The 21,548-nt window shown below is 39.9% G+C and carries 2 protein-coding genes; both read left to right on the top strand.

Annotated features, from left to right (window positions below; translation table 11 throughout):
- The first annotated feature begins 363 nt into the window (after window positions 1-363).
- Complete coding sequence (locus FLAVO9AF_RS15165) at window positions 364-14,901, top strand: gliding motility-associated C-terminal domain-containing protein (protein WP_159691213.1); 14,538 nt, start codon at window positions 364-366, stop codon at window positions 14,899-14,901.
- Between the two features lie 522 nt (window positions 14,902-15,423).
- Window positions 15,424-21,548, top strand: a 6,125-nt coding sequence (locus FLAVO9AF_RS15160) for a hypothetical protein (protein WP_159691211.1), incomplete at its 3' end; no start/stop codon positions are given.

Raw genomic sequence — 21,548 nt, 5'->3', positions numbered from 1 at the left:
GGGGATTTCTATTCGGGGGTTAGGGGGAATTAAACTTTGCGTTCCTTGCGTAACTCCTTGCGAACTTTGCGGTTTATCACATTGGAATTTGGAATTTATTTTTTTTGAATTTACTTCGATAATTTATTTTGAGCTGATTTGATATGAGTTTTAAATAGGAACAATTTAGTATGGTTGTTTTTTTGTCTTTTTACTAATGTCTAAGCTATGGTATTGCTTTACAATTCTTTATACGTTTTATTTTTGGTTAAAAGAATTGATTTCGTTTAAAAAAGACCTAACTTTAATGCGGTATTGTTAAATTATTTAACAATAATTGGTTGGGACTTTAATTTATATCCTGCCTATAAAATATTTAATCCTATGATGAGAATTACTCCTAATAACGGCGCTGCTTCTGTTACTATCTACAAATATGTCTTGTTGGTTTTCTTCTTTTTCGGATTAGGGAATACATACTATTCGCAAAACCTAGTGCATAATTTTGAGTTCAACGGTAACCTGAATGACTCTCAGCCAACAGGTCTTACATTTTTTGAACCTGTAACTAGTAATAATTCGTTTAGTACCAATCCCAATCAATGGAATTGGACGGCAACCCAAGCTCCTGGTGGAGGATTGTTTATCGCTACGGATAAGTTACCAAATCCAGAAAATTATTCTTTGGCAATAGATTTTTCATTTTCTGATGTATCAGGGAAAAGGAAAATAGTTTCATTTAAGGATGTATTCGAGAATAAAGGAGTGTATTTTTTAGCTGGAGGAATAGATCAGGTAGATGGAAGTATTTATGGTTTAGGAACTTTAAATGCCAATACATTTTATAAATTAATCATAACGAGAAATGCAACGACCAAAGAAGTGAAAACCTACATAATTGGTCCAAGTACAGTACTACAACTGTTGGGTACTTTAACAGACACCAACAATGATGCAGTACCCGTTAATTCTAATCTAGACAAAAGAGATTTTACCTTTTTCTTAGATGATTTATCGACAAATACTGAATATACACCTAGTGGTTCTGTTCGATTTATTAAAATATGGGATGCTCCTTTATCAGAATCACAGTTAAATGCAATTTTTACTGCCAACGTTGTTGCTACTACATTAGATGCAAGCAATATTACATCCAATGCTGCTACCTTATTTGGAGAGGCCAATCCCAATGGTACCAATACCACTTTTTCTTTTGAATATGGTACTACCACAGCCTATGGCCAAACCATAGCAGGAAATCCAGCTAGCAATAATGGTAACGTAACGCTACCAATTTTAGCAGACATTACAGGACTACAACCCAATACTACTTACCATTTCCGCTTGAAAGCAACCTATTCATCAGGAGATGTTTTTGGAGCAGATAAAACATTTACTACCCCAATTCAGTCATTTACTTCGATAGAAGAGGCAAGTACTGTGATTACGGCAGGATTATACCCCTTTAATATCAACGGTACTACATTTAGTGCGTATGTTGATGCCAACGGTTGGGTATTAGTAGCCAATGATGTAGGGACTATAGTCTCTCAAAATTTACAAGAAGTAACTACTTTAGATGCTACGGTTAGGGGTGTTTTAACGCCAACTATATTATCTAATTTAGGAAACTTCAATACCCTAAACCTTAGATCCAGCGATGGAGTATTGGATGTCTTCAGTAATAATGCAACACTTATTTCAAGAGTTAAACAATCGCAAACCCTCCATCAAGGCGTAAATGATAATGCTATTAATGATTCTTGGACAGGGGCCGGTGCTACTAATTTAACTGGTGATGCTACTTGTACTGGAAATCAAGGAACAGCTTTAAAAGGAAATATTGTTCAAGGTTGTGGCAATGTGAATGTTACTTCTTGGATACCAGCTATTGGTGAGCGAAGAATTACTTTTAATGGAGGTAATGTCGCTGATAATATTAGCTTTGGTATCTGGGTGAAAAGAGTTCTCCCTCCAACAATCACTAACTTATCAATTCTAAATGGCTGTGTCGGAACTAATTTAGTCATTAGCGGTACCAATTTGTCCAACGCTCAAACGGTTACTATAGGAGGAACAGCTGCTACTATAATTAGTAATACAGCTACTAGTGTTACGGTCAAAGTAGGGAATGGAACCACTGGAACCGTTCAAATCACTACTTTAGGGGGTACCGCAACTTCTACTGATACATTCACTATTGTAGCAAATCCAGCTGAACCCTTAGGTTCCGGGTGTAATCCATTTACGAGTATACAACAAGTTACTGCTACTACTGCTAATGGGTTGTATTATTTTAACTTAAATGGAAATCTATTCGAGAGCGAAGTAAAAAATGGTTGGATTTTGGTAGCCAATGACGCTGGAACTCCTGTATCGAATAACTTGCAAGAGGTAAATAATCTTGATAGTAGTGTAAGAGGTATTTTAACGGCAAGTGCTTTAACCAATTTGGGATTTATTAAAAAAGTTAAAATTAGCTCCAGCAATGGTGTACTCGATGTTGTAAGTGATAATGCTACAATTATAGCGAGAGTAAAATCAGGGCAAACCCTGCACCAGGGAGTAAATGACAATGCGATCAATGATTCTTGGACGGGTGCATCAGAAAGTAATATTAAAGATGATGCCTTTTGTACTACCTCAAATGGTACAACCTTAAAAGAAAATATCATACACACCTGTGGTAGTGCCAATGGAACCACTTGGATTCCAAGCTCAGGAGTTCGCAGAGTTATTGATGGTAGTGGTAATGTTGCTAATACGGTAAGTTTCGGTTTATGGGTGCAACCTTCAATACCACCAGTGATTTCAAGTTTATCTAGCTTAACAGGTTGCATAGGCTCTACGCTAACCATAAACGGGGCTAATTTATCCACAACACAATCCGTTACTATTGGAGGTATAGCAGTTACTGTGGTAAGTGCAACAGACACTAGTGTTACGGTAAAGATTGGAGTAGGAACTTCTGGTGCAGTTCAAGTGACAACATTAGATGGCGTGGTAACGGCTGCGGATAATTTTACTATTGTTTTTGATACGAACCAGCCTTTAGGGACTGGCTGTAATCCGTTTACGAATACTAATCAGGTAACACCTGCAACCCCAGATGGAATTTATACCTTCAATTTAAACGGAAATATATTTGAAACAAAGGTAGAAGGAGGCTGGGTATTGGTATTGAATGATGGAGGAGCTATTGTATCGGGTAATTTAGCGGAATTATCTAGTTTAGATGGCACTACCAGAGGGCTTTTAAGTGCTAGTGCTTTAGCCAATTTAGGTAATTTAAACGGAGTTAGGATCAAATCCAGTGATGGGGTATTGAATGTGATCAGTACGAATGCTACTATTTTTGAAAGAATTAAACTAAGTCAAACCTTGCATCAAGGACAAGCAGATAATGCGATCAACGATTCTTGGGTGGGGGCTTCAGAAAATAATATTAAAGATGATGCTAGCTGTCAGACCACCTTTGGAAATGATTTGAAAGGAAATATCATTCACACCTGTGGAAGTTTTATTGGCACCAATTGGATTCCAAGCCAAGGAATTCGAAGAATTAGTGATAGTAGTGGTAATGTTGCTAATGCTGTAAGTTTCGGTTTATGGGTGCAACCAGCAATACCACCAACTATTACAAGCTTATCGGCAACCAGCGGTTTTTGTGGTTCTTCTTTGGTTATTAACGGAACATTTTTGGCCAAAACACAAACGGTTACCATAGGGGGTACGCCTGCAGCAATTGTCGGTACTACAGATACTAGCGTGACCGTAACGGTAGGTATTGGCACTACAGGAACCGTTTCGGTGACCACCAATGGAGGTACAGTAATTTCGGCTGAAACGTTTACCGTTCCCATCAATCCTGCAGACCTTTTAGGTTCTGTATGTAATCCTTTTACAAGTATTAATCAAGTAACCTTGGCTACTCCAGATGGTTTATATTATTTTAATTTAAACGGCAATGCATTTGAAACCAAAGTAGAAGGAGGCTGGGTATTGGTTGTGAATGATGCAGGCGCATCCGTTAATCAAGGATTACAAGTAATTAATAGTTTAGACGTAACCACAAGAGGAATATTGAGCAACAGTGTCTTGTCGAGTTTAGGCAATATCAATGTAATAAATGTTAAATCGAGTAATGGATTGGTCGATGTGTTTAGTACCAACACTACCCTCATTTCAAGATTGAAAGCAAGTCAAACCTTGCATCAGGGATCGAATGACAATACCATCAATGATTCTTGGACAGGTGTTGGTGCTGTTTATCTCACCACAGATGCAACTTGTCCTTCTGGTGATGGAAATGCATTAAATGGAAATGTCATCCATACCTGTGGGCCTTCTAATTCACTCAATTGGATTCCTAATAGAGGTGTTCGTGAAATTACCGATGCTGCTGGTTTTGTAGGCGCAGGTGTTAGCTTTGGTATTTGGGTGCAAAGAATAGACCCTCCAACGATTACTAGTTTGTCTAGCTTAAATGGCTGCACTTCATCTACTTTGATAATAAACGGAACCAATTTAGCCAATGTCCAAACAGTAACTGTTGGAGGTACAGCGGCTACTATTATTAGCGCTACTGATTCTAGTGTAACTGTACAAATTGGGAGTGGAACGACGGGAACCGTACAGCTTACTACTGCAGTGGGGACTGTTACTTCTGCAGATACCTATACGGTTAGTAACACATTCAATCCATCAGAACCTTTGGGCACTGGATGTAATCCGTTTACCAGTATTCAGCAAATAACTCCTGCCACACCTAATGGGGTGTATTCCTTCAATTTAGCAGGAAATGCATTTGTAACTAAGGTTGAAGATGGCTGGGTGTTAATAGCAAATGATGTAGGCGCACCAGTGAGTCAGAATTTAAATGAAGTTCAAACGTTGGATGGCACAATACGAGGCATCCTCAACCCAACAATATTAGCTGAGTTGCGTTTTCTAAATGGAATAAAAATCAAATCTAGTGATGGAGTATTGGATGTAACGAGTAATGATCCAACGCTAAAATTAAGAGTAAAATCAGGACAAACCTTGCATCAAGGCGTGAATGACAATGCCATAAATGATACTTGGACAGGAGCGTCTGCTGCAAATATAAAAGATGACGCTTTTTGTACTACCTCAAACGGAACAACGTTGAAGGAAAATATCATACACACCTGTGGTAGTGCTAATGGAACCACTTGGATTCCAAGCTCAGGTATTCGTAGAATTATTGATGGTAGTGGCAATGTGGCTGCAAAAGTAAGTTTTGGTTTATGGGTGAAACCATCAACACCACCAACAATATCAAGTATATCTAATGTAACGGGTTGTATTGGTTCTAATCTAACCATAAACAGCACTAATTTATCCACTGTTCAATCAGTTACTATTGGTGGCACTCCTGTAACTGTGGTTAGTACAACAAGTACTACTGTTATTGTAAAGATTGGAGCTGGAGCATCAGGTGCGGTTCAAGTGACAACATTAGACGGTGTGGCAACCGCTACAGACAATTTCACGATTACATTCAATACAGCTGAACCATTGGGTACAGGTTGCAATCCTTTCACAGAAATAAAACAAGTTAGCGCTTCAACTCCAGATGGTAGCTATACCTTCAACTTAAACGGAAATCTATTTGAAACTAAAGTTGAAAAGGGCTGGGTGTTAGTAGCCAATGATATCGGTGCAGCTGTTAATCAAAATTTAAAAGAAGTAGCTACTTTAGATACTGCAACTAGAGGAATACTAAATACCGTTACTTTAGCCAACTTAGGAGATATCAATAGACTTAAAGTAAGAGCCAGTAATGGTTTATTAGATGTTTCAAGTGCAAGTGCTACTTTAGTATCTCGTGTTAAATTGGGGCAAACATTACACGGAGGATTAGTCGATAATAGCATAAATGATTCTTGGACAGGAGTGGCAGCATTAAATCTTACTGGAGACGCTACTTGTAACACAAATAGAGGTAGTACTTTGAAAGAAAACATATTCCATACCTGTGGTAACGTAAATGGTATTGTTTGGATACCTAGTGTTGGGGAACGAATGATTCTTTATAATGACGACAATGTGGCTAACGATGTAAGCTTTGGTTTGTGGGTAAAAAGTGAGACCTTACTCTATCCAGGAGGAGTTAGTGGAGCGAATCTTTGGTTAAAATCGAACGAAGGGGTAACCAACTCAGGGTCTAATTTAACGCAATGGTTGGATCAAATGGGTGTCAATACCTTTACCAAGAAAGGAACTATTGGGTACAAAAATAATTCCATTAATTTTAATCCGACCGCGAGTTTTTCTCATGATGCAAGGACAAATGTGGAACCTATCAATCGATTGGATGGAAATACAGCTATAGATATTGGTCAGGCATTTGCGGTCTATAGAAACTTTACAACAACAAATAAACGTAACACCTCTTTGCTGAGTAAACTAAATTTTACCAGTTTAGAATCTAAGAGGGGCATTTTTCTCAGTAATAATAAATCTCTAGACTATATTTACTTTGAAAACGCAAACATATTTTTTGCTTATCGAGCCTTTCCTGGTAATATTGGCTACGATAAATTTGCGATTCAAACTTTAGATTATTCTCCTACTGCTGCTCCATTTGCAAATGCTTGGAGTAATGGTAAAAATATTTTAGTGGAACCTGCAGGTGGGGCTCAGGTTGATTACACAGTTTTATCATCCGTGACCCCTTTAATTGGAGGTTATAATAGTCCATTTAATTATAACTTTAATGGAGAATTAGCGGAAATCATTACGTTTCCGTCAGGATTAAGTGCTTTAGATAGAAAAAAAGTAGAAAGTTATTTGGCTATAAAATACGGAATTACATTAGATGCATCTGTAACGAATTACGTTTCCTCTGCAGGAACGCCTGTTTGGAATAACACAACATATTGGCACGATGTTTTTGGAATAGGAAAAGACAGTAAAAGTGCGTTGGATCAAACCCAATCCAATAGCATCAATACAGGAAGTGGTGATGGAATTGGACAGAGTGCTAAGGGTAACATTGTTTTAAGTGCTCCTTCGTCATTGGATGATGGTGATTTTGTAATGATAGGTCACGATAATGGTGCTTTAACCGAACAAACTACTGATTTACCAACCAATTTGAGTGGGAAAAAACGCTTGGGTCGTGAATGGAAAGTAGCTAAAACCAATACACCGGGCACCTATAATTTAAGTTTTGATACAAAAGGGCTGTGTTTGTCTATTGCAAGTAGCAATGATGTAAAAATGTTAGTAGATGCTGATGGCGATGGTGTTTTTAGTACGGCAACTACTATTGATGCAGCATCTTATGGTAGTGGTATTGTTTATTTTTCAAATCTTGATTTGCCTAACAATGCTGTATTCACCTTCTTGACTGCACCACCTACTATTCAGCTGACGTCTGCTGTGGGAACTGATGCGCAAACGCTATGTGCCAATACTGCAATGACCAACATTGTTTATACCACGACTAAGGTTACCAATGCCGTAGTCACAGGCCTACCTGCAGGAGTGAGTGCTAATTTTGCTGCAAATACGTTAACCATTAGCGGTACGCCCACAGCAGCGGGTGTTTTCAATTATACGATTCAAACCAGTAGTGCACAATGCGCAACAGTAGCCAATGTGACAGGAACGATAACTGTAACGGCACTACCAGCAAAACCTATTATTACCCCAGCGAGCAGTACAAGCTTCTGTGCACCAGGTTCGGTAGTATTAAGCAGTAGCGCAGCTACAGGCAATCAATGGTACAAAGATGGCGTAGCGATAGCAGGAGCTACCTCAAGCACCTATACCGCCACGTCTACAGGTAACTATACGGTAGTAGTTACTCAAAACGGCTGTGTTAGCTTAGAGAGCAATCAAGTAGCGGTAACGGCTAATAGCGCTTCAAGTGCCCCAACGTTGAATGCTACGGGCAACACGATTATTTGTGAAGGGGCAAGTGTTCGTTTACACACCTCTTCACTCACAGGTAATAAATGGTTTAAAAATGGTCAAGAGATAGCAGGAGTAACCGGAAGTGATTACAGTGCTACCGAAACGGGTTCTTATACTGTAGAGACCATCAATACGACGGGTTGTGTGAGTGGACTCAGTACACCGATAGTGGTAACAGTAAACCCTAACCGAATAGTAGCGCCTATAACAGGTTCAGACACAGTTTGTGCCAATTCGAGTAGCACACTTTCTAGCACCACCTCAGGAGGTGTTTGGAGTAGCAGCAATACAGGTATTGCTAGTATTGATGGCTCAGGAGTGGTAACAGGAGTGAGCGCTGGTACGGTAACCATTACCTACAGTGTATCCAATAGCAGTGGTTGTGTGACGAGTGTGACCAAAACCATCACTGTTATCGCCCAACCGATACAACCTACCATTAGCGCTTCAGGAGCTACGAGTTTCTGTGCACCGGATTCGGTAGAATTAACCAGCAGCGCTGCGACAGGCAACCAGTGGTACAAAGATGGGGTTGCGATAACGGGTGCTACCGCTAGTGTCTATACTGCCTTGGATGCAGGTTCTTATACAGTAATTAGTACGATAAATGGTTGTGCTAGTGAGGAAAGTGCCGCGGTGGTAGTCACCGTTAGTGTACCACCAGTAGTAGATCCAATCATAGGTCCCGATGTGGTTTGTGCAGGTTCGACGATGCAATTGAGTAATGGTATCCTTAAAGGAGTTTGGAGTAGCAGTAATACAGGCATCGCCACAATTGATGGTACTGGTTTAGTAACTGGCGTAAGCAGAGGTAGTGTCACCATTACTTTTACAGTGACCACTAAGTTTGGTTGCGCCACTAGTGTCACCAAAGACATTACAGTCGATCCTCAACCGACACAACCCATCATTACCCCAGCGAGCAGTACAAGTTTCTGTGCACCAGGTTCAGTGGTATTGAATGGTAGCGCAACTACGGGCAACCAGTGGTACAAAGATGGCGTAGCGATAGTGGGAGCTACCGCTACGAGTTATACCGCTACCACTACAGGTACCTATACCGTGATCGTTACGCAAAACGGTTGTGTGAGTCCAGAGAGTAATCAAGTAACGGTTACGGCCAATGTCACTCCGAGTATCCCAACGCTCAATGCTACAGGCAACACGATTATTTGTGAAGGCGCAAGTGTTCGTTTACACACCTCTTCGCTCACAGGCAATAAATGGTTTAAAAATGGAGTTGAGATTCCAGGGGAAACAGGAAGTGATTATATCGCGACCACCAGTGGATCATATACAGTAGAGAGCATTAATCCATCAGGATGCGTTAGTGGCTTAAGTACACCAATACTGGTAACGGTAAACCCTAACCGCATAGTTGGCCCTATTACAGGCGCAGACAGGGTATGTGCCAATACGAGTAGTACCTTAAGCAGTACTACTGCAGGAGGTGTTTGGAGCAGTAGCAATACAGGCATCGCCACTATTGATGGATCGGGAGAGGTTACAGGAATAATTGGCGGTACGGTAACCATTACCTACAGTGTATCCAATTCAAGTGGTTGCGTGACGAGTGTAACCAAAACCATTACGGTAATCCCAGATCCAGCAACCCCTGTTATAGGAACTTCAGGTCCTACTTCATTTTGTTTACCGGGTTCGGTAGTATTGAGTAGTAGTGCAAGCACAGGAAATCAGTGGTATAAAGATAATTCACCAATAGTAGGCGCAACAGCGAGTGTTTATACTGCTACTGACTCAGGATCCTATACGGTAATTAGCACCCAAAATGGCTGTTCTAGTAGTAAGAGTAGCGCTGTTGTGGTTCAGGCGAATGGTGCACCTTTCTTAGACCCAATAACTGGAGCAGATGCAGTATGCACAAGCACTACGACTTTGCTGAGCAATACGATTCCTAGAGGAGTGTGGAGTAGTAGTAATACAGGTATTGCTACTATTGATGGTTCAGGGCTGTTAACAGGAATCAGCGCAGGTAGGGTAACGATAACTTATACTTTTACCAGCCGATTATCGGGTTGTTCAAGCAGTGTTAGCAAAGAGATTACCGTTAGTACTTTGCCTAGTAAACCCTCGGTTACTACAGCTAGCAGTACAAGCTTCTGTGCCCCAGGCTCGGTGGTACTGAGAAGCAGTGCTACAACGGGCAACCAATGGTACAAAGACGGCGTGGCAATAGTAGGAGCCACAACCACTACCTATACTGCCACCGATTCGGGTATTTACACGGTAATTGTGACGCAAAACAGCTGTGTGAGTGCAGAGAGTAACCAAGTAACGGTAACGGCCAATGCCACTCCGAGTATCCCAACGCTCAATGCTACAGGCAACACGGTTATTTGTGAAGGAGCAAGTGTTCGTTTACACACCTCTTCACTTACAGGTAATAAATGGTTTAAAAATGGCCAAGAGATAGCAGGAGTAACCGGAAGTGATTACAGTGCTACCGAAACGGGTTCTTATACCGTAGAGAGTAGTAATACTACAGGATGCGTTAGTGGCTTAAGTACGCCAATCCTGGTAACGGTAAGCCCTAACCCAATTGTGGCACCTATTACTGGATTAGACAGGGTATGTGCCAATACGAGTAGTACCTTAAGCAGTGCTACTGCAGGAGGAGTTTGGAGCAGCAGCAACACAGGTATTGCCACTATTGATGGGTCGGGAGAGGTTACAGGAATAATTGGTGGTACGGTAAGCATTAGTTATAGCGTGACCAATTCAAGTGGTTGTGTGACTAGTGTAACCAAAATCATTACGGTGACCCCAGAGCCAGTAACACCTATTATAGGAACTTCAGGTCCTACTTCATTTTGTTTACCGGGTTCGGTAGTATTGAGTAGTAGTGCAACCACAGGAAATCAGTGGTACAAAGACGGCATCGCAATAACGGGTGCTACCGCTGGAGTTTATACTGCTACTGACTCAGGATCCTATACGGTAGTTAGTACTCAAAATGGTTGTTCGAGTATTGAAAGTAACGCTGTTTTGGTTCGGGCGAATGGTGCACCTTTCTTAGACCCAATAACTGGAGCAGCTGTAGTGTGTACAAACACTACGACTTTGCTGAGCAATACGATTCCTAGAGGAGTGTGGAGTAGTAGTAATACAGGTATTGCTACTATTGATGGTTCAGGACTGTTAACAGGAATCAGTGCAGGTAGGGTAACGATTACTTATACCATAACCAGCCGAATATCGGGTTGTTCAAGCAGTGTTAACAAAGAGATTACCGTTACTACTTTACCTAATAAGCCCTCGGTTACTGCAGCTAGTAGTACCAGCTTCTGTGCCCCAAGCTCGGTGGTACTGAGAAGCAGTTCGGGTTCAGGCAACCAGTGGTACAAAGACGGCGTGGCAATAGCGGGAGCGACAACTAGCAGTTATGCTGCTACAGTGACAGGTATTTACACGGTACTCGTTACTCAAAATGGATGTGTTAGTATAGAAAGTAATCAAGTCTCGGTAACGGCCAATGCCACCTCAACTGCACCAACATTATATGCTACAGGCAACACGATTATTTGTGAAGGAGCAAGTGTTCGTTTACACACGTCATCGCTTACAGGTAATAAATGGTTCAATAACGGAGTTGAAATTCCTGGGGAAACCGGAAGTGATTATATCGCTACCACCAGTGGCTCTTATACCGTAGAGACAATCAATCCATCGGGTTGTGTGAGCGGTTTGAGTGCGCCTGTATTAGTAACAGTAAACCCGAACCGAATTGTGGCGGCTATTACAGGCCCAGACACGGTTTGTGCCAATTCTAGTATCACGCTTGCAAACACCACCTCAGGAGGTGTTTGGAACAGCAGCAATACTGGTATCGCTACTGTTGATAGTGCAGGAGTGGTAACGGGAGTGAGTGCAGGGAAAGTGACCATTACCTACAGCGAGGCCAATAGTAGTGGTTGTGTGACAAGTGTGACCAAAACCATTACAGTTATAGCCCAACCGCTACAACCTACCATTAACGCTTCAGGAGTAACAAGTTTCTGTTCTCCAGCAACGGTGACCCTAAGCAGTAGTGCTACAACGGGCAACCAGTGGTACAAAGACGGCATCGCGATAACGGGTGCTACCGCTAGAGTTTATACAGCAGTGGATGCAGGTTCTTATACAGTAATTAGTACTGTAAATGGCTGTGCTAGTGAAGAAAGTGCCGCGGTGATAGTAACTGTTAGTATGCCTCCCGTGGTAGACCCAATAGCAGGGGCAGCCGTGGTTTGTGCAGGTTCTACTATCCAACTCAGCAATACCATCCTCAAAGGAGTTTGGAGTAGTAGCAATACAGGCATCGCCAGTATAGATGGTACAGGACTTTTAACAGGAGTAAGTGCAGGTACGGTCACTATAACCTTTACAGTAACCACTAAGTTTGGTTGTTCAAGCAGTGTTAGTAAAACCATTACAGTAACTGCTTTGCCTAAAAAACCAAGTTTGACCACCTCAGGAGCGACAAGTTTCTGCGCCCCAGGATCAGTGGTGTTGAGAAGCAGTGCTACAACGGGCAACCAATGGTACAAAGATGGCGTAGCAATAGTGGGAGCCACAGCCAGCAATTATACCGCTACAGTGACAGGAGTGTACACGGTAATTGTGACGCAAAACAGCTGTGTGAGTGTAGAGAGTGACCAAGTAGCAGTAACGGCCAATGTTATTCCAACTATCCCAATCTTGAATGCTACAGGCAACACGATTATTTGTGAAGGAGCAAGTGTTCGTTTACACACCTCTTCGCTCACAGGCAATAAATGGTTTAAAAATGGAGTTGAAATCTCAGGAGTAACTGGAAGTGATTACATAGCTACCGAAACGGGCTCTTATACGGTAGAGAGCATTAATCCAACGGGATGTGTGAGTGGACTCAGTATTCCAATATTAGTGACAGTGAATCCTAACCGAATAGTAGCCCCTATAACAGGTTCAGACACGGTTTGTGCCAATTCGAGCAGCACGCTTTCTAGCACCACCTCAGGAGGCGTATGGAGCAGCAGTAATACAGGTATCGCAAGTATTGATGATTTAGGCGTGGTAACAGGCATTAGCGCTGGTAAGGTAACTATTACCTACAACGTATCCAATAGTAGTGGTTGTGTTACAAGTGTGAGCAAAACCATAACGGTACTGGCTCAACCAGTGCAACCTACTATTACTTCTTCAGGACCAACTAGTTTTAGTAGTCCTGGTTCTGTTGTACTTTTTAGTAATTATACTCAAGGTAATCAATGGTTTAAAGATGGCGCATCAATAATTGGAGAAACTGGAAATAGTTATATAGCAACATCCACAGGAATATATACTGTGGTGGTTACTCAAAATAATTGTTCAAGTCCAATAAGTTCGCCTATTGTAGTTACATCGTTTTCTTCGCCATCACCTCCTATAATAGAAATAGTTGCTAGTTTTCCGATATGTCAAGGTCAAAATGTAACATTCCATACGTCTTCGCTAATTGGAAATAAATGGTTTAAGGATGGTGTTGAAATACCAGGAGTTATTGATAACTTTTATACTACAAATATAAGTGGGATATATTGGGTAGAAACCAATAACCCTTCTGCAAACATTATAGGTATAAGTAATAAAATTCAAATAGTAATCAATCCAAGTCCAATTTTACCTGAAATAACAGGGCCCAAGAACATTTGTGTCAATGCAACAATTACTCTGAGTAATCTTGTGCTCAATGGTACTTGGAGTAGTGCTAATAAAGGGATAGCTGTTGTAGATAGTATTACAGGAGTTGTTACAGGTATATCTCCAGGAACTGTTACTATTTTTTATCAGGTTATAAATAGTAGTGGTTGTGTATCAACAAAATCAATCGATCTAAGAGTGTTGTCTGTTCCGTCTAAGCCGACAATTATTCCAGCAAGTAATACAAGTTTCTGTTCGCCGGATTTGGTAGTGTTAAGTAGTAGTGCTACAATGGGCAACCAGTGGTACAAAGATGGGGTAGCCATAGTGGGAGCCATCGCAAATAAATATACAGCTACTGATTCAGGTTCTTATATGGTGCAAGTGACTCAAAATGGCTGTGTGAGTGAGAGGAGTGATGTGGTAGTGGTAACAGCAGATTCATTACCGGTACTAGGACCAATAACTGGCCCAAATTCTATAAATACTGGAAGTACGATTACGTTAACTAATGGAGTATCAGGAGGTGTTTGGAGCAGCAGTAATAGTGCAGTGGCTACCATTACGTCCTCTGGAATAGTAACAGGGATTGCTTCTGGCTCAGTAGTCATTAGTTATACCTTGAAAAATGGATTGGGTTGTACTTCAGTAGTTACAAAGACACTCACAGTGTTGGATTATGTACTTAACGCTGTTGACGATGATTATTCAGCAACCCCATTTGATGCGTCAAAAGAACATGTTTTAGAGATTTTGACGAACGATACAGAAAACAATGGCGCCATTAATCTTCCAAGTGTTTTGGTTACTATTGTAGATAATGATGGTTTACCAAACATAAATATTGATAGTCAAGGTAGGTTAGTGATACCACCTGGTTCACCAGTGGGAACTTATGGTGTGTTGTATACAATCTGCGATACTAGTAATCCAAATAATTGTGCAACTGCTGCAGTTACAATAGTTTTGAAAGATCCTTGTGATTTTGACGACAGTGCTTCAAGTTGTGATATAGTAGTCAGAAATGCTATTTCACCTAATAATGACGGCTTGAACGATGTATTAATTATTGATAAAATTGAGAGTTATCCCGAAAATAGTGTTGAAATATACAATCGTTGGGGGCAATTAGTTTTTGAGGTTAGAGGGTATGATAATACGTCGAATGTATTTGTGGGCAGATCCGATAGTAAGACAGCAATCGGTAAGAATGAACAACTCTCACCTGGCACGTATTACTATGTCATCAAATACAAAAAAACAATTAGTGGAGTCAACAAACAAAAAGTAGGATTTTTGTATATTTCTATTTAGCTAGTTGTCTTATTCGAATACCACTAATCTTTCATAGCTAACTAGGAATCTATTAGTAAGTTTTCATAAAAAAGCAGTTTCAAAAAAAAACTTGATATTGCTTTTTTATTTCGTTTATTAAGTCTTAAAGCGTTAGTATTATAGCTAAGCTATTTGTTAATGGGTGTATTTTTTATGTGCTTTAATGAATTTTTTTACATCATTTTTTATCAGAATTTTTTTAATAAAATAATTTTTGCAATAAAAAATAAAAAATTGTGATTTGTCTACTTTTGTAACTTGTTGTAAATCATTATATTTGTTAATGGTTGTTTTTTTTTAACAAATAAAGTGTGGTTATTATTATGATAAAAGTAGAATTGGATAAGCAATGATATGGGCAGATAATTTTTTAGATTATCGACTTAATAAAAAAGTTGTTTCAATACTATTTTATTATAACTTTTTGTTTGTAAAATAAAATTAATCTGGTCAACATATAGGAAGATAGAGCTTTAAAGTAACAAAATACATTGTTGTTTTATGATTAAAAATAGATATTTCACAAATAGTTGTTTTTTTAAAAAGCAATACTGCTTACTACTATTATTCATTTTTCATTTAGGATATGGACAATCCATTTGGACTAACCCAATAACTGACACTAACCCAAGTTCAGCAAATCCCTATACAAATGGTGATGTAAAAGATCCCAATATTACTGTTTCTGGCATCCGGCGGGGGCCAAACGTAGTAGCGGTAAATACCCCTAACCAATATGTTGCTTCAGGTTGGAATGATGCCGTAATTAATGGAGCAAAATACTTTGAGTTTACATTGAGTCCACAACAAGGCTATAAAATAAATTTTGTAAGCCTGGTATTCGATGGAGTAAGTAGCGGAACAGGACCCGTTAATTATGGATTGTATTCAAGTGTTGATAATTTTGAATTTCCAATTGGTACTGTAGTAGAAGGGGTGAATACTATAAATCTTTCAGATCTTGATTTCCAAAATGTTATAGGAACTATTACTTTTAGAATATATGCTTGGAATGCCAGTAGTTCAGCAGGTGCTTTTGGAATACAAAATTTCACTTTTAATGGAGCTGTAGTTCCTAATACAGTACCAACACAACCCATTTGGTCTAATCTTATAACAGCTTCTGATCCAAGTGCTTCGAATCCCTACACAACTGGAGATCTCAAAGATGCCAATATTAGTGTGTCTGGGATTAGTAGAGGTCCTGGAATAACGGGTTTTGCAGTCTCTGGTAGATACGATGCCATAGGCTGGGATAGTGCTGGATTAAATGCTAATGATTATTTTGAATTCACTTTGACGCCCAACTCAAGCTATAAAATCAATCTTCAAAGCTTTGTTTTTGATGGGCAAAGTTCGAGTGCTGATGCACCAACACAATTTGCCTTACAATCCAGTTTGGATAATTTTTCCAGTCAAATACTATTGGTCGAAGATCTAAATACGATAGACTTAAGTAATGCAATTTATCAAAATCTTACGGGACCTGTAACTTTTAGAATTTATGCTTGGGGAGGTTCAGCACCAAGTGGTAGGTTTGGAATTAACTCGTTTACTTTCAATGGGACTGTTACTATTGATAGCCAGGCGGATGTTACTATTTGGTCTAATCCCATAATTAATTCAAATCCTAGCGCATTCAATCCTTATACTATTGGAAGCACAGAAGATACTAGAATTACGGTATCTGGAATAAGTCGAGGATCGGGAATTACTGGGAGAGCTACTTCAAACCGATACGATGCAGTGGGTTGGGATAGTCCTAGTTTAGATCCAAATGATTATTTTGAGTTTACTTTGGTTCCTAATGCTGGGAACAAAATTAATTTTACCAGTTTTGTTTTTGATGGTCAAACAGCTGGAATAACTGCTCCTACTAATTTTGCCTTACGCTCTAGTGTTGATGGATATGTCACGGATATTGGAGTGGTTCAAGAAGATTCAAATACTATAGATTTAACAACCACTATTTTTCAAGATATTAGCGGTCCAATTACCTTTAGATTGTATGCTTGGGGTGCCGCTGATTTAGATGGACGCTACGGTATAAACTCCTTTGAGTTCAAAGGAAATATTGTGACTTCAAGTTGTGTTTCACCAACCATTTCAACCTCAGGAATTATTGACCCTGCAAATTTCAATGCTACAGCCTCTACTACGGTTGTGTTAGTCTACGCAAATACTACAGGTAATCCTGTAGGGTATAGTATAGATTGGAATTTTGATGCTACCACTGCGGGCTTAGTAGATCAATCTAATCCATCCCAAATCTTTAATTCGGGTTCGGGAAACTTAAATATTGTTATTCCCGCCAATATTTTGCCTGGAACTTATGATGGTTTGATGACCATAGGGACAGGAAGCTGTTCAACCACACAATTAATAAGTATTACTATTCTTTCAATTCCACCAGCCATTGCAGGAACGAGTCTTTGGCTAAAGGCAAATGATGGAGTGGCAAGTTCAGGGACTAGTGTAGTGGGTTGGGCAGATCAAACAGGAAAAAATAAATTTTCCGTAATCGGAGCTCCAACCTATCATACGAATGCGATTAATTTTAACGAAGCGGTTAGTTTTAATAATAATGAAAATAGTCAATTATTGCCAACCAATAGATTGGATGGCAATACCAATATAGATTTTGTATCGGCTTTTGCAGTCTATGAATTTGATGATAATTTAGGTCAGTCTAATTTTTTAGGAAGTGTTGATTCTCCCAACACAACAGGTGTGGTCATTTTTGGAGGGAATACTCCTGAGAGGGCATGGGTAGCTAATGGTATCAAAACCACTAGTAGTAGATATGGGTTTTATATCAACAGCAGTAATTTTGATGATAGAAAATTTAATATTGTCAACCTAGATGCCACGAATCAAACCCTTTTTGGTACTGGACGTGTCAATGGATATTTTGAAAATATATCCAATGGTGGAGCTGATATTGACTTAATTAATTTTAGACCAATGATTGGTGGAAGTAACCATAATAATGCTACTGATTTTGGTCATATGAAAGGTAATGGCTTACTCGCGGAAGTGATTGTTTTTCCTGTTACGATGTCTGAAACAGACAAGCTCAAAATAGAAAGTTATTTGGCAATTAAATATGGAGTTTCTTTGGGTAGTAATAGTAATGCTGTAGCTTATTTATCTTCCAGCGGAAGTGTGATTAGAGCAGCAGATAACGTATTTAAGTATGATATTTTTGGTATAGGTAAAGATGATGGGGCTAATCTGAATCAAACTAAAAGTAATAGTATAGGTACAGGAAGCGGAGATGGAACTGGTCAAACAGGGAAAGGAAATATAGTGTTGAGTAATCCAAGTGCATTAGACACGGGTGATTTTTTTCTAATAGGACATGATAATGGGGCGCTTACAGAACAAACCACGGACTTGCCTTCTAATTTAGCAGAATATAAACGGATCAGTCGAGAATGGAAAGTGAGTAGAACAAATGATCCAGGAACAATGGATATGACTTTTGATATTTCGGGTCTATGTTTGTCAGTGTTAAGTGTGGATGATATTAAAATGCTCGTAGATTCCAATCAAGATGGTATTTTTGATGCAGCTACATTGATCAATGCGGCTTCATTGACTGGTAATATTGTAAGTTTTTCGGGGATTAATCTACCTAATAATGCTGTTTTTACTTTCTTGACATCACCACCTACGATTCAACTTACTTCTGCTGTAGGCACCGATGCGCAAACAATCTGTGGCACTACAACTATAACAGATATTATTTATACAACAACCAATGCGACAGGAACTGTGGTTACGGGCTTGCCAACTGGGGTAGACGCCAATTTTGCCTCCAATGTATTAACTATTAGTGGTACACCTACAGTATTAGGGAATTTTACTTATACCATTGAAGTACAGGGTGCTCAATGTGCAACTGGACCTAGTATAACAGGGTCTATTACAGTCAGTAATTTAGCAAAGCCAGTCATTACTCCTACAGGTTCGACCTCAATATGTGCGGCAGGTTCCGTACTATTAAATAGTGCTGCAACTACAGGTAATCAATGGTACAAGGATGGGACTTTAATTCCGGGAGCAGTTGCAAATGATTTTACAGCTACTGATCCAGGTTCCTACACCGTAATTGCAACTCAAGGCGGATGTTCAAGTCCACCAAGCGACGCTGTAGTAGTGACGGTAAACCCATTGCCAACTATTGATGCAGCAACTTCTGCCACTAGCGTCTGCCAAGGAACCACTTCTACAAATTTGAATTATACAGCTACTGGTAATCCTACTCTGTATGATATTGTTTGGGAAGCTTCGGCACTTACCGCTGGTTTTTTGAACAGTACTAATTCCTCAATTCCAAATGCAACTAGTGGTACTATAACCATCAATATTCCTTCTACTATTTTAGCTGGAACTTATACTGGTACTATTACTGTAAAAAATGCAAATAACTGCACAAGTATAGCTGATTCATTTATAGTGGTTGTGAATGAAGTTCCCACTATTACGACTACTGGTGTAATTGATACTATATGTTTCAATGCTACTGCAACCACTACCGCTATTTTACCCTATACCGCTACTTCAGGTAATCCAAATAGTTACAGTATCGATTGGAATTCTGCTGCAAATAATGCGGGATTAGTGGATCAAGTTAATATCACACAACTTTTTAATTCGGGTCCAGGTAATGTGAATATTACTATTCAGGCTAATATTCCACCAGGAACTTATTCGGGTATAATGACGATTGGAACAGGAAATTGTACTGCCACTCAAGCTGTAAGTGTGACTATTCTGCCAACACCCACAGCTACTATAAGTGGAGGAGCTACTGTCTGTGAAAGAGCTCCTTCGCCGCTAATTACGTTTTCAAATCCTCAATCGGAAGCTATTGTAGTTAGTTACAGGGTGAATCCTGGGGGGCCTATTCAAACTATTAACATTGGTCCAAATACTAGTGGAACAGTAGCAGTTTCAACAGACTTTTTTGGTTCTTTTATTTATATTTTAGATAGTGTAGCCTATACTACTTTACCCGGTTGTTCTACTCCTTTAAGTGGAAGTGCCTCCGTAAATGTGGATCAAAATTTGATTAGTGTAACTGTTGTGCCGAATACTTCTCAGAACCTTTGTATTGGTGGTACTGGAACTCAGTTGTCAGTTGCTTCAGAATTTGGTGGTGGTTCAATAGTTGCTAGACAATGGTTTAAAAGAGCAACTTCTGGAGGAACTAATGTTGTTATATCTACTGCGACTTCTTCTACTTATACTCCAACCGCTTCTGATTTAGGAGAGGGAACATGGTATTTGGTTTGTGAATCAACACCATTATGTGGTACTCCTGTGGTGTCTAATGAGATTCAAGTTAGAGTGAATTCTTCTTTTACTCCAGGTGCCATAGCAACAACAGGAGAAACAATCTGTAGTGGAGGAGATCCAAGCGTAATAGGTAGTGTAACCCCCGCTAGTGGAGGCGATGGAACTATGACCTACGAATGGTATAGTAGTACAAATGGTTTTATTTATACTTCCATTTTGGGTGCTAATTCTTTAACCTATAATCCGCCAGCAGGTTTAACAGAAAAAACGTGGTACCGACGACAAGCCATAGATGGAACATGTAATACTAATTTTAATAATCCAAACAATGTTGCTTTAGGCAGATGGATTGTAGATATTACTCCAGACAATAGCGTAACAGCAAGCACATCACCAACGGTTTGTCGCAATAATCTTATTACACCAATTACACATGCCACCACAGGTGCAACAGGCATTGGTACAGCGACAGGATTACCAACTGGAGTAACGGCTTCTTGGACTACAAACACCATTACGATTTCAGGCACACCAACAGCAAGTGGTACGTTTAATTATTCAATTCCATTAACAGGAGGCTGTGGAAGTGTAAATGCCACGGGAACCATTATTGTAAGACCTGAATTCATAGCTGGAGCAATTCCAAACAGTACTGAAGCTGCGCCAGGAGAAATAATTTGTAGTGGTGGTGACCCAGCACTCATAGGTAGTACAACGCTTGCAAGCGGAGGTGATGGTACTATTACTTATGAATGGCAAAGCAGTACAAATGGGTTTATTTATCTTCCTATTGCTGGCAGCAATTCAGTAACATATGATCCACCAGCGGGATTGATTCAAAAAACGTGGTTCCGACGCGCTGCAAAAGATGCTACTTGTCAGACTAACAGTGGAAATCCACAAAATGTGGCTATAGGTAGATGGATTGTGGATGTTAATCCTCAACCTACCAAACCTACTATCACTGCATCGAGCAGCACAAGTTTCTGTTCCCCAGGCTCTGTGGTGTTAAGCAGTAGTGCCACTACGGGTAACCAATGGTATAAAGACGGCATACTAGTAGTGGGAGCAACAGCAAGCACCTACACGGCTAGTGATTCAGGCAGCTATACCGTAGAAGTTACCCAAAATGGATGTACAAGTGAGCTAAGTGATGGGTTATTGGTTACGGCTAATGCCACACCTAGTATTCCAGTAATTCGTTCTTCAAGAAATACGACAATATGTGAAGGCAATAGTGTTCGTTTGTATACTTCATCGGCTACTGGTACCCTTTGGTTTAAGGATGGAGTAGTAATTTCGGGTGCTACGGGAAGTGAGTA

Origin of the sequence: Flavobacterium sp. 9R (genome assembly GCF_902506345.1) — a bacterium.
Lineage (GTDB): Bacteria > Bacteroidota > Bacteroidia > Flavobacteriales > Flavobacteriaceae > Flavobacterium.
Note: the sequence above shows the minus strand (reverse complement) of the source record. Positions and strands in the feature narration are given on the sequence as shown.